Genomic DNA, 13,395 nt, shown 5'->3' with positions numbered 1-13,395 from the left:
CGTTTTGCCAACTTTCGAAAAACAGCCAAAGAGATCGGAATTTCAGCCAACCATGGAAAATATGTGGTTATATCAATAAAAATTGCCTATATTCGAAAATTAAATCACTATGTTTGAATTTCAGCCAAGAGAAATTTCCATGCGAAATATCCCCCTTAAAACTGTTGATGCGGTTCCTCGTGATGTTCTTGCGATCGGAACTGACTACTTACCGAATGTGTTGCTGGACTCCCACGTTCACCGCCGCGCGCAGTTTTTGTATGGCGCCACAGGCTTGATTGAGGTAAGCACTGACGATGGCGAGTGGGTTATTCCGCCAGATAGCGGCGTGTGGATCCCCTGTAATACCCCCCATGAAACCCGTATGCTAAATGTGAGTACGCGCAGTTTGTATATCGAACCCGCTGCGGCACCACGTAAAGGCAATAAATGCGAAGTGCTTCGCGTTTCACCACTACTTCGTCAATTATTACTGGAAGCGGTCGATACGCCGATCGAATACGATCTTCATGGCCGTGATGGTGTGATGATCCAGTTGATCTTGCTCGAAATTGAACGTGCAGAACCTTTGCCATTTTATGCACCGATCCCACGGGATGAGCACCTCGCACAAATGTGTCGTGAGTTTTTAAAAGCCCCCCAAATCACCTCACTTCCCCAAGAATGGGCAGCGAAACTACACAAAAGTGAACGCTCTTTTAGTCGTTTTTTCGGGGCACAAACGGGGTTATCTTTTTCGGATTGGCGACAACAGGCTTGTTTGCTCAGTGCCATCACCCATATTTCCGCAGGAAAATCGATTACCGAAGTCGCTTTTGACTTGGGTTACAGTAGTGTGGGGTCATTTTCCACGATGTTTAAAAAGTGGTTGGGGCAAACCCCTTCCAGTTTTATCCAACGAATTGGTGAGTAATATCCAAGAACACTATCCATTGTCTGCAAACTTTATGCGTTCATTGCATTTTTCATTTTTTAGCCTTACGTCGGCCTCTATTATCCGTTAGGATAAAACAAAAAAGGAACTTGTAATGACAACCAAATTCTATAGTTATCAACCCGCTAAAGGCCATGGACTTCCCCATGACCCTATTCCATCGTTAATCGGCCCACGCCCGATCGGTTGGATTTCAACGTGTGATAGCCAAGGCCGTACTAATCTTGCTCCTTATAGTTTTTTCAATATTTTCAATTACTCACCACCAATTTTGGCCTTTTCCAGCGTGGGTAAAAAGGACTCCGTCACCAATGCCATCGAAACAGGGGAATTTGTCTATAACCTTGCGACATTAAGCCTTGGCGAGCAGGTCAATTTGAGCAGTGCAGCCCTTGAACGAGGGGAAAGCGAGTTTGCTTTAACGCAGCTTTCCACATTACCATCAAGCTTAATTACACCACCTCGCATTGCACAAACCCCTGTTTCTATGGAATGTATTGTGACTCAATATCAGCAACTTAAACGTGCTGACGGGCAATTACTGGATACGTGGATGGTAATGGGGGAAGTTGTCATGGTGCACATTGATGAATCCACCCTAACCGATGGACTTTATGATTGTGCAGGGCAAAAACCGTTGCTACGTGCGGGTGGCCCCGCAGATTATTATTGGATTGAACAACAACAAAACGTGAAAATGCACCGTCCAAAATAACCAATATTTTAAGCGGTCTGCGAACAAGTTAGACCGCTGAAAACATCACCTATTTGGGATAAAACTGGCAATTTAATTGCTCATCAAGCGCAGGATACGAAAAATGTGCGGTGATTAAATCAAACTGTGCTTCTGAGGTTTGAAACGGGTTTTCCCCTGTTAAATTACGCGCCGAAAGACGTGCTTTGCACTCATCATTGTCAACCTGTAAAACGTGAAAAACGTACGGCACATTCGATAATTGAGCGAGTGATTTTAACCATTGTCGCTGATTCAGTGTATTCGCAGGGAAGTCCATCACTACCGTATTACCTGCATCCATCAATTGCTTGATGTGTTTTTCCAACACCGTTTTCACCAATGTGCTTTTGGCGATATAGTGTGAAAGCTCTTTGATTTCATTGGGATACAATGTCGAAAGCCATTCATCTTCACTCAATAGTACGGTTCTAGGCTGCTTAGCGAGTTGCTTAGCAAGCGTTGACTTCCCTGAGGCAATTTTTCCACAGAGAAAATGTAGGCGTACTTCATTATCGGGGGTTTGTGGCTTTCCAGTTAAATTCATCAATATTTCCTTGCTGATAATTGACCAGACAAGAACAAAAAACCCGCCTTGTCTGGCGGGTTTCGGTTGTCACTTATCCCCACCACTAAGTGATGGTAATGATCATGCTTAAGCGTGCGACAACCTGTGACATATTTCTTTCCTAAATGCAGTTAACACTAACCTATCAACTATTAATATGATTAGTCAAATAGTGTTTTCGCTCTCATTTATCTGCAGGTTGGATAGGTTTTGAAAATACACTAGGAAAATCAATCCATTGATTTTCGGCTGATAACACAAAGCAGGAAAAACCACGCTTTTATCCTGCTTTGTCAACAACCTAAAGGCCTGAACATATTCAGGCCTTTAATTTCATAAACTAGTGCTTACCATTTTTATGATGATTCAGCGTTTCTTCTTTCAGATCCAACTCATCACGTAAACGATGATAAACCCGCTCATTAATGTTTTTATTTTTCCGCATTAGGTATAACGCTTCACGCTTCGCTTTCAATGCAGAATTAGACATTTGACGTTCCATCTCAATCATTCGATGTAAATCATACACATCAGATTCAGTTTCATCGGTATTATCAAGTCGTCTGCCATAAATTTCTAACAATTGTGCCCCAACTTCCGTACGCATGGCGATTTCATCTACATCCTCTGAAGGGTGGTTCATTAACTCACGTAAGTGAGCCATCGCCGCTTCATTTAGTGCTAAGCGAGCACGGATTTCATCATTGTCATACGGTAAATCTTGGACAAGGCCTTTTGTTAAAATCGGCAATGCAATACTGGCAATCAATAATGAACATAAAATAACACCCATTGCCAAGAAGATAGCCACATCACGATTTGGGAATAAAGAGCCGTCTGGCATCAACAGTGGCAGCGTTAAAATACCCGCCAATGTAATCGCACCACGAACACCCGCAGTCGCCATAATCGCCATCATCCGAATATGCACCACATCCGCTTCTTTACCACGGCGACGGTTATGGAATACGGTTAAGGTCATTGAGATCCAAACCCAACTAAAACGTAAAATTGCCAGCGCCACTGTAATGATTGCAACATAAACAAATAACATCCAAGGGTGGCTCGCTCCAGCGGCTTCAGCAACCTCTGGCATATTTATCCACATACCTGGTAATTGCTCACCCAGTAAAATAAAGATCATCCCGTTAAGTGCAGTTTGAACGGTATCCCAAACCGCTTTACTCTGCATCCGTGTAGCAGCCTGCATACGGCCTGCAATTTTCTCATAGTGCATGGCAATACCAGCAACAACCGCCGCTAAAATACCCGATACGCTCAAGTGTTCTGCAAGCAAATAAGCTGTAAATGGCATTAGCAGGCTAATCATAATTTGGATAGCTGGCTCTTCACCCGTACGCTTAACCAAGAACTGATTCAACCAACCAATCGCCCAAGCGACCAATAAACCAATTAAAATCCCACCAAAGGCAACAAAAACAAATTCACCTGCCGCTGAAGCTAGGGAAAAGGTCCCCGTTAACGCAGCCACTACAGCAAAGCTAAAGCAGACTAAACCTGTTGCATCGTTAAGCAGTGACTCACCTTCCAATATGTGCGCCATCCGCGATGGGAGCGGCGAGTTTACCGTCATTGCAGACACTGAAACCGGGTCAGTCGGCGACAAAATCGCCGCGAGTGCAAAAGCAACCGCCAATGAAATGGCAGGAATTAACCAGTGAATAAAGAAGCCCATGCCAATAACGGTAACCACGACAAGGCCTATCGCTAATGACATAATCGGTTTAATTTCTTGGAATAAGGCTTCTTTTGGAATACGCCAGCCATCAAGGAATAACAATGGCGGAATAAATAAGAATAGGAACAAATGCGGTTCAAACTCAACCGTAAAACCGTACAGAGACAGCCCTGCTCCCAATGCTATCTGAATAAGGGGTAATGGAATAATATCTTTGAGCAATCGCGAGATAAACACACTCACAATAACCGCAAGTAAAAAAACGAGTACAAGTGTCACAACTGACATTGATTGCTCCATGTTTAGCTAATCATTAATTATCAGTAGTAAAGTTAATAGATAAATTGAATCAATGTAAAGTGGCAATTAATTAACAGATACAAAAAAATTAAAATTCAGAAATGACCTATCTATCATCACGTTACCGTTTATCCTAATAGTGTCATTACTCGTATAAATATTGCCTATCAATTTGATAATTAAAGATAAAAACCCCTGTAATACAAAAATTCTTAGTCTAAGATAAGATAATCATCTAAATCATCATTAACTGATTACTCGGTTGAGTTTTTAGCTATGTTTTTATTTCTTAATTGTTTTTTTCTGACTGTTTTTTTCTCAGGTGTTTCTTTCTCATTAGTACTTTCGAGGCTGTAACGTGCTATTAATTCCTGTAATACTTCTTTGAGCATCTTACTTTTACGCAGGCCTAATGGGGCAAGTACAGCCTCTTCATGTTGTTGTGCTTCAACTAGTAGCCCATCCACTAATGCCATCCCACTGGAGGTGACACTCACCAATGTAATCCGCTTATCGCTACCACTATGATTGTTGTGACGAAGCACATGCCCTTGTTGTTCTAACCGTTGTAAAACACGGGTAATTGTCGGTTGTTTACTGACTGTTTTTTGTGATAGTTCAGTGATCCCCATCGAGCCATTCCCTGCTAATGTTGATAACACCCGCCACTCCAATACAGATAGCCCTTTTTTTTCAACAATCGCATGAAATTCAGATGAAACTAGCATCCATGCCTGCCCCAATAGGGCAGGCAAGTAATTATCAACAAAAACCTTTGAATCTGACATCTGTTCCTCTCGATCTGCACTATGCATAATTGCATTTAATCTGGCTCCTCAAGAGTAGCAGAAGGAGATGATAATTCAGCTAAAACTTTCCACTTAGTAACGACCCAAACCCGTCAACGCGTGTTTCTAAGCCCAGTTTTTTCAACATCATGTAAGTTGTTGCCACCGAAGAAGACAACACTGGCAAGCCCACGCGGTCTTCAATCAATTGCACCGAGGGCAGCGATGGCATTTGTACACAGGCCGATGCCACTATCGCATCCACATTGGTGTTCAGCCGCTTGGTGATTTCCACTGGTGCCAGCGGGTCTTGTCTACCAACGGCTAAATTATCGGGAATTTCCAACGAAATGCTGTCCACCACTTCTATGCCTTCGCTTTCAATATACTCAATCACCAATTGCGTCAGTGGCTTCATGTATGGCGTCAGAATAGACACTTTTTTGGCCCCAATGGCATGCAGCCCATCCACTAATGCCCCCGCACTGGTCACTATCGGCGCGGGATGACCATTATCCACCGTGCATTGATGCAAACGACTTTCAGAGATACGATGATACCCTTTCCCCATGCTCATGATAGCGACCAAGCAGGCGTAACCGAGCACATCCACCGCTGCATCCGAGAGTTCAAGGGCACAGCGGTCGCTGTCGGAATCCATTTTGGCCAATTCTTCTTTGGTGACCTTTTTCATCCGCATGCGACTGGAATGAAACGTAAAACGCTCTGCAAACTGGGCTTCCCGAGCGCGTAAAATCGCAGGGATCTCTGTTTCCATGGTGGTGTTCGAGGATGGGACTATTTGCCCAATCCGAAATGTGCGTGCCAGACTCATCCTTTTTTCTCCCCAAACAGTGCATCACTCTCAGTCGGATTTAATTCGTCCACACTTTGCCCCTCGCCATAAAAGCGGGCGGCACTCAGTGGACGGCGGTTCACCTGTAAATCAAAGATATCAAAGCGGTTGTAGTGCCCCGTAATATCGTGCATTTGCCGTGGTTGAATACAGCGGTTTAAATCAATATCGCCGTACACAATCCCTTCTTTATCAATCAGCGGTTCGCCAACCACACGGCCATCAGGGCCGATAATGCCCGAAAAGGCACTGTTTGGGCGAGCTAACAGCTCACGCGACTCAGGGTGGCTCGCGGACATCGCCTCAATAATCTCTTCCGACACCGTCGAACACGAAACAATGGTGAACACTTTGCCCTCAAAACAGTGTGCGGACGCACGCAAGCGGATGGCCTCCGCCATATCGTAGTCTTTGGGTGCCACAGGCAAGGCGATATAGCTGGCAATGTGCACGAGCTCCCCTTGCGCCAGTAACGCAAAGCGCGCCAAGGTGTTGGTGTTTTCCCCGCATGCCAAGGCACCCAGTGGCCCCACGCTAGTTTGGTGCACTTTTAACGACGATGCATCCCCGTTGGCCCACGTCAGTTTTTCTGCCCATGTCGGCACCAATTTGCGGTGACGACCGAGAATGGTGCCTTCATCAGAAATGGTCACCAAGGTGTTATACAAGGTGGCGATACTGTACGGGTTGCGCTCATTGACCCCAATCACCACATTGATACGATAGCGCGCTGCGGCGTGGGCGATTTTTTGAATTTCCGGCCCCGGCACTTCAATGGCGGATTTGCACAGCTTTTCAAACCACGGGCTGCCGTCAATCGGGTTCATCACCCAACTCCAATACGGGTAGCCAGACACAAACACTTCAGGGAACGCCACCAATTTGGCGCCGTTATCCGCTGCTTCTTCTATCAGGCGGCAAACTTTATCAACCGTGGCGTCGGTATCGAGAAACACGGGTGCCGCTTGCACCGCCGCAGCTTTAAATTGCGCTAAGTTCAACATGGCTTTGCTCCTTGTTTACACTGCGACGACAGGGTGGCGCAGTTCACCGATGCCTTGTACATACGCCTCAATCACATCCCCTGGCCATACCCATTCTTGCGGGGAACGCCCTGCACCGACCCCTTCTGGCGTACCAGTGGCGATGATATCCCCCGGCTCAAGCGTAATACCTTTGCTGATGTCTTCAATCAACACATTGACGTTAAACAGCATGTGGCGGGTGTTGGAGGATTGCTTGGTGACACCGTTGACCTTCAGACTTAAATCCAGCGAGTGTGGGTCGGGGATTTCATCCGCTGTGACAATACACGGACCAAACGGCGCATAGGTATCTTGCCCTTTGGAGTAAATCCATTGCCCTGCTCGGCGGCAGTCACGGGCACTCATATCAATCATCAGGCTATAGCCAAATACGTAATTCAGGGCATCTTTCGCCGCAACCCCTTTGGCACGCGTGCCCATAATCACTGCCAGTTCTACTTCCCAATCCAGTTGCTGAGTAATTTGGGCATTATGTTCAATCGCATCCCCGGGGCCAATTACCGTGGTCGGCGGTTTAGAGAAAATGACGGGCTCTTTCGGCAGCTCTTTGGACGTGTCCAAGGTACGGCTGGATTCTGCGACGTGCTCAACATAGTTCAACCCAATGCCAAAGATGTTTTTACGCGGGCGCGGAATAGGCGCCAAAATTTTCACATTTTGCACCGGCCATGCGGTCCCTGCGGGGAACTGCCCTTCGTAGCCATTAAGCAGTTCAGTCCCTACGCGCACCCCTTGTGGCCCTAAATCGATAAAGTCCAACATATTGTCTGGCAGGTATTGCCCCTGCTCTTCGGCAAGGCGAGCCAAGTCAACCACTTGGTGGTCAACAATCGCCCCCAAACGGGCCGCAGCGGTCACATCAGAACGGTAAGTAATCAAGCGCATGGTATTTTCTCCTCGGCTTGCAGCGTCTCGCTGTCAGCCTGTTTCACGTAAAATCGGTTAATCGATATCAATAAAAAGTAAAATAAACACACAAAATCAATTTAGTAGAGCAAGGTCATCGAAACTGACCGGGCGTATCTTGCGCCCTAATTTCATCCCCTAACTTGTCACTGCTTGGTGACCGTCGTTGTCCACCAAAGCCTCTTCGTAATACAGCCCCAGTGACTGCATCACGGGTAAGTCGTTAAAGCAGAACAAGCATGCATCGTCAGTTTGTGACGTGTTCACGTGCTCATGGAACATCCACGATGGCACACAGAAAATGTCGCGTTCTTGCCAATCAAAACGTTGCCCGTTGATAATCGAATACCCGTGGCCTTTTGCCACTTGGTAAATAAAGCTACCTGTGTGACGATGGGCTTTGCCCACAAACCCTGGACGCAGCAGTTGCATGCTCGCGCCGATGGTTGGCATCACGTGCCCGCCGGTTATCGGGTTGGTATAGTGCATCAGCACATCATCAAACACCGAGCCATCTGCCACTTTTGCGGCGCGACACAGTGCCTCATATGTTGGCCCCCACTGGTATTTAAACAGCGGCGAATAGGGCTTATTCCAACCGATATCATGCGGACGAAGAGCTGTACCACCCCACATCCCAACAGGATAATCAATGGGGCGAGTGTGTGCTTGGTGTAAGTCAGGGTGAACCTTGTAGAACCCCGCTTCCAACGCATTGACCAACGGGATATCTAACCCATCCTGCCAAATGCACGGTAAGCCATCTTCTGCCACGCCGTGTTCATGCCACGTGCCATTCGGGGTTAACACAAAATCATTCGCTTCGAGCATCATTTTTTGCCCTTCCACGATGGTGTATGCCCCACGCCCTTCCATAATAAAACGCAGGGCTGACGATGAGTGCGCATGGGCAGAGGCGGCTTCCCCTGGGTGCATCACTTGTAAGCCCGAGTACAGCCAACCCACGGCCGCCGCCACGTCTTGGCGACCGGGGTTATTGAGATACACCACACGGCGCCCCGCTTTTTCGGGGGTGACCAGCTCCACTGAACGTAATACGTGTTCACGCAAGTCACGGTAGCGCCATAACACCGGTACGGAAGAGGACTGCGGTTGCCATGGCTCAATCTTGTTTGCCACCGTCCACAGTGCCCCCGTTTTCAGTTCAGCCAGCTCTTGGTAATACGCCACAAGCTCTGGGGTGTCTGCCACATCGGCGCGCCCTGCAACACTTTCGCGGTATTGGTCATGGGATTTCTGGTTCATCGGCTCGTTCTCCTCATTCGCAGGGCGATTAGCGCCCGCTGGATTTAACTTGCTGTAACAGTTGTTGACGCCCGTATTCATATGGCGCTGGCCAGTTGACGTCCCAGCCATGGCGAGCACATTCGTGCAACAGCCACGCAGGGTCAGCAAGCAGTGGACGCGATAAGGCGCACAAGTCCGCACGCCCTGCGGCAATAATGCTGTTCACTTGGTCTGCATCCGTAATCGCCCCCACGGCGATGACGGGGATACCCGCTTCATTGCGCACACGGTCAGCCATTGGCGTTTGGAACATACGTCCGTACACCGGTTTTTGCTCAGGGGAGACTTCCCCAGAAGAACAATCGATAAGGTCTGCTCCCGCCTGTTTCATCGCCTTGGCTATCAATACGGCCTCATCCACTGTCGTGCCCCCCTCCACCCAATCGGTGGTTGAGATACGTACCGCCAACGGTTTCGACCACACTTGGCGTACCGCCTGAATGACTGCCAGCGGAAAACGCAGGCGGTTTTCAAGGTTGCCGCCAAAGTTATCGGTGCGCACATTGGTGAGTGGCGATAAGAAGCTCGACAATAAATAGCCGTGACCCGCTTGCAACTCTAACCAATCAAAGCCTGCACTGTCCGCGCGTTTTGCCGCCGCCACAAATTGGTCTATCACCGTTGCCATTTGCGCTTCCGTTAAGGCCGCTGGCGTTTGGGATACGTTCGGTAAATACGCTAACGCAGAGGCCGAGACGAGCGGCCAATTTTCACTCGGCAACGGGTGATTTTCCTGCTCCCAACCCCGCTGAGTTGAGCCTCGGCGCCCTGCATGGCCCAATTGAATGCCGATTTTGGCGGCACTGTTTTGATGGACAAACTGCGTCACCCGCTGCCATGCAGTCATTTGTTCGTCATTCCACAACCCTGGGCACCCTAATGTTGCGCGGGCATCTGGGGCAATGGCGGTCATTTCGGTCATCACGAGCCCGACACCACCTAATGCACGACTCCCTAGGTGAACCGTGTGAAAATCCCCCACCACGCCCTCAGTAGCACTGTATAAAAGCGTCGGCGAGGCCACCACACGGTTATTCAAGGTGGTATCTCGCAAGCAAAAAGGCGTGAGCATTGGCGGTACCTGCTTAGGTGCCCCCGCTTGCGTGGCAAACCACTGCTCGTAGTTATCCAGCCACGCCCCATCGCGAACCCGTAGATTTTCATGGGAAATACGCTGGGAGCGCGTGAGCAATGAATAAGCAAACTGTTCAGGTGCTAAATTTTCATAGCGGCTGACATTCTCAAACCACTCGGTTGAGTTACGTGCTGCGTTTTGAATTTTCAGCACTTCCACACTGCGCACCGCTTGGTAATGTTCAAGCCCTTTGCGCAAATCACCACCCGTGGTGTTTAAGCTTTCACACAATTCAATGGCATCTTCCAAGGCCAACTTGGTGCCTGAACCAATAGAGAAGTGGGCGGTGTGCGCCGCGTCCCCCATCAACACCACAGGCACATCTTTGCCTGCCGAAGGCTGTGTCCAATGCACCCAGTTATCGCAAATCACCCGCGGGAAACGTATCCAAATCGCCGCGCCGCGTAAGTGCGCCGCATTGGCAATCAGTTTTTCCCCGTCCAACCACGGGGCAAACAGGTTTTCACAGTAGGCAATGCCGTCTTCTTGGGACATCTGGTCGATGCCTGCTTTAAGCCACGTTTCTTCGGTGGTTTCGACGATAAAGGTCGATAAACCTTCTTGGAACTGGTAAGCGTGAACTTGGAACCAACCGTGCTCATTTTGGGCAAACAGGAAGGTAAAGGCATCGAAAATCTTTTTGGTGCCTAACCAAACGAAACGGCAACGGCGTGGATCAATGTCTGGTTTAAAGACGGTTTCATAGCGGGTGCGTACCGCGCTGTTAATACCGTCGGAGGCAATCAGTAAGTCCGCGTTGTACTCGCGGGCAATGGCTTGGTCGTCGGTGACTTGGGTTTCAAACATCAACTCCACACCCAGCTCAAGGCAACGGTCTTGCAAGATATTGAGCAGTTTTTTACGCCCAATGCCAATAAAGCCATGCCCGCCACTGCGGTTGCAGGCACCGTTAAAGTGAATGTCGATATCGTCCCAATGGCTAAACTCGTCGGAAATAGTCTGGGCAGACACGGGGTCAGCTTGGCGCAAATTGTTGAGCGTCGCATCAGAGAACACCACGCCCCAGCCGAAGGTATCAAATGGGCGATTGCGCTCAACCACCACCACACGGTTTTGTGGATTTTGCAACTTCATCAGTAACCCAAAGTACAGCCCAGCGGGTCCCCCGCCAATACACACAATATTCATGAAAATTCCCCTTTGCTTATACCGCTGGCTGAGCCGTGAGTGCCTGATGTAAGGCCTCTGGAATAGGAATGGCTTGGTGCGTGAGGAGCGACGTGGTGACGTAGGTTTGTATCACTTGCATACGCAGTTCGCCCTCCGCACTGACACAACGCTGGCACAATGTGAGTGACTTGCGCCCAATCCGCTCAACCACCAGCTCTAACATGACGTCATCCCCCATGCGGCTAATGGCTTTAAATTCAGCCTCTAGGTGCACGGTGGGTAACCCAAAACGTTGTTCGAGGATGTAGCCTGCAAACCCTTGGGGGATCAGCGTATCGACCCAACGCTCAAGGAGGTTATTGAACATCACGAAATATTGCGGGTAGAACACGATCCCCGCGGGATCACACTCAGAGAAATGGATCTTGTGGGGTTTGGTAAACTTCTGCAAACTCATGTTGTTATCCTTAATCCATAGCCAGACGTTGGCGACATTTTTGCAATTCTTTCCCGTGTTCATCCGCAAGGGCTGCTTCACGTAGTTCTCGTAAATTAATTGGCGCTAATTTGCTACCTTGTTGCGTCACTATGTCCATTAGAACCTGAAAATTACGCAAGCCTCTCGCATGAGTATCGCTATACCCTTTTACTACTCGCTGGCATTGTGCGATTTCAGTCGCCAAAGCAGGGTTTGTCCGTGCGACATCAACCACCGTGGCTAACCACTTTTCAATTCGCTGATTTTCTAATTGGTAGCGTAAAGTTGAGCGTCTACCTCGTCTCCATGCTGCTAGCACGTATAACTGTAAAAAGCCCCACAATGAACTGGTAGTGATTGTGCGACCCCGCTGCGTCAGTTTGCGAAGCGCTTTGTGAAACCAATGTGGTTTCATCAACCAATTACCTAAACTTTTGGGAAGCGTTTCGCAAATCTCTTCAATACGTGGATGCATAAATTCATTGATATCCAATAATTGGTTATCTTTTGCTTGAACTTCATTACGCACTCGGGTGAATCGGCTATCACGAATTTTGAGATCAGCCACACGAATGGTGTCCTCATAAGACATCCATAATGCTAAGTGGCGAACAAGCGCACGTTGTAAACGCTCATCTTGGCCACCTTCTTGCGCAAATAGGTTGTTAAGGCGGTCTAAATACAACGTGGCATAAGCAGGGTCTTGGTAATCAATTAACCGGCGTACACCTTCCGTCGCTAAATAATGAACATGGGGAGCAAATTCATTATCGATACGCGCTAATAACGCAGAAATTTGTTTATTTTTAGAGGATGATAACGCGGTTTGAGATGATTGAGCTTGGTATGCCTCTTCGGGTTGCGCGGCTTTTTCTGCACCGAGTGCAAAAGCACGTAGGCTAGGTTTTACCCCTACACCACCGCGCACAATAGTTTCTTCAAATTGTACGCGACTAAAAGGTAAAACACCGGAGCCAAATAAAGCACCAAATAATACTGCGCTGATCACGCTACCGCTTTCTTGGGCTGCTTGGGCCATATCAAAGTGAATAAATTGGCGAGCCGCAAGGCCTGCGTGGCGGATCAGTGCTTGGCTATCAACTCGACCGTCCCCCATCGCTGACTTTTCAGCAATGGAGTAAACACGGTGTGTGGAGCTAATTAACGTCGTACGTTCTGGTGTGACAAAACCGCGCTGAACAGAGCGACCCGCTTCCATTAATTCGGAGGCAAGAACAACATCCACATCGCCTGGCATTGGCATCAATGCTAAAACAGGTACTGGTGTTTCAAGGTTATCGGCACCAGGAAACAATTCGACGTAATAAATCGTTGCACCTGTACGTTGAGCAACACCTGGCACGGAGGTAGTTTGTGCGAAATAGCCGTTCTCTTCGCCTAAATTGACAATCCAGTCTGCGAGAACGCCACCGCCCTCGCCCCCCATCGCTAAAATGGCGATTTTAATGGGCTGTAATGCAATTGATGATGGAGATGAAAGCATTCGTTCCCC

The 13,395-nt window shown here is 48.3% G+C and carries 12 protein-coding genes; 2 read left to right on the top strand and 10 right to left on the bottom strand.

From position 1 onward, the window contains the following. The first annotated feature begins 139 nt into the window (after positions 1-139). Positions 140-913, top strand: coding sequence for an AraC family transcriptional regulator (locus ABWP91_RS15135; RefSeq protein ID WP_353243946.1), 774 nt, complete (start codon positions 140-142; stop codon positions 911-913). Between the two features lie 115 nt (positions 914-1,028). Further along, positions 1,029-1,649 (top strand): flavin reductase family protein, encoded by a 621-nt coding sequence (locus tag ABWP91_RS15130; protein WP_353243945.1) that lies wholly within the window; start codon positions 1,029-1,031, stop codon positions 1,647-1,649. Positions 1,650-1,698: 49 nt separating this feature from the next. Here the strand turns inward: ABWP91_RS15130 and ABWP91_RS15125 are convergent, their stop codons facing one another. The 10 genes from ABWP91_RS15125 to ABWP91_RS15080 form a co-directional block, all read right to left on the bottom strand. Then, entirely contained in the window at positions 1,699-2,214 is a 516-nt protein-coding gene (locus ABWP91_RS15125) for a P-loop nucleotide/nucleoside kinase family protein (protein WP_353243944.1), read from the bottom strand. 361 nt (positions 2,215-2,575) lie between these two features. Next, positions 2,576-4,222: a Na+/H+ antiporter gene (locus ABWP91_RS15120; protein ID WP_353243943.1), complete on the bottom strand. Its 1,647-nt coding sequence runs from the start codon at positions 4,220-4,222 to the stop codon at positions 2,576-2,578. A 266-nt stretch (positions 4,223-4,488) separates the two neighbouring features. Continuing rightward, positions 4,489-5,022, bottom strand: coding sequence for a MarR family winged helix-turn-helix transcriptional regulator (locus ABWP91_RS15115; protein ID WP_353243942.1), 534 nt, complete (start codon positions 5,020-5,022; stop codon positions 4,489-4,491). Between the two features lie 79 nt (positions 5,023-5,101). Further along, the gene (locus tag ABWP91_RS15110) at positions 5,102-5,857 is read right to left on the bottom strand and encodes a maleate cis-trans isomerase family protein (protein ID WP_353243941.1); all 756 of its coding nucleotides are present in this window, start codon (positions 5,855-5,857) and stop codon (positions 5,102-5,104) included. Beyond that, complete coding sequence (locus ABWP91_RS15105) at positions 5,854-6,882, bottom strand: carbon-nitrogen hydrolase family protein (RefSeq protein WP_353243940.1); 1,029 nt, start codon at positions 6,880-6,882, stop codon at positions 5,854-5,856. The genes ABWP91_RS15110 and ABWP91_RS15105 overlap by 4 nt, the downstream gene beginning before the upstream one ends. 15 nt (positions 6,883-6,897) lie before the next feature. Further along, entirely contained in the window at positions 6,898-7,809 is a 912-nt protein-coding gene (locus ABWP91_RS15100) for a fumarylacetoacetate hydrolase family protein (RefSeq protein ID WP_353243939.1), read from the bottom strand. A 159-nt stretch (positions 7,810-7,968) separates the two neighbouring features. Then, positions 7,969-9,096, bottom strand: coding sequence for a cupin domain-containing protein (locus tag ABWP91_RS15095; protein ID WP_353243955.1), 1,128 nt, complete (start codon positions 9,094-9,096; stop codon positions 7,969-7,971). A gap of 28 nt (positions 9,097-9,124) precedes the next feature. Beyond that, a complete protein-coding gene (locus ABWP91_RS15090) occupies positions 9,125-11,422 on the bottom strand; it encodes a bifunctional salicylyl-CoA 5-hydroxylase/oxidoreductase (RefSeq protein ID WP_353243938.1) in 2,298 nt (765 codons plus the stop codon). A gap of 16 nt (positions 11,423-11,438) precedes the next feature. Next, a complete protein-coding gene (locus tag ABWP91_RS15085) occupies positions 11,439-11,861 on the bottom strand; it encodes an acyl-CoA thioesterase (RefSeq protein ID WP_353243937.1) in 423 nt (140 codons plus the stop codon). A gap of 10 nt (positions 11,862-11,871) precedes the next feature. Then, complete coding sequence (locus ABWP91_RS15080; RefSeq protein WP_353243936.1) at positions 11,872-13,386, bottom strand: indolepyruvate oxidoreductase subunit beta family protein; 1,515 nt, start codon at positions 13,384-13,386, stop codon at positions 11,872-11,874. Between the last annotated feature and the right edge of the window lie 9 nt (positions 13,387-13,395).

This window comes from Providencia sp., assembly GCF_040396775.1.
In the GTDB taxonomy this organism is placed as follows: Bacteria; Pseudomonadota; Gammaproteobacteria; order Enterobacterales; family Enterobacteriaceae; genus Providencia.
This window is presented reverse-complemented; position numbering and strand designations above follow the sequence as displayed.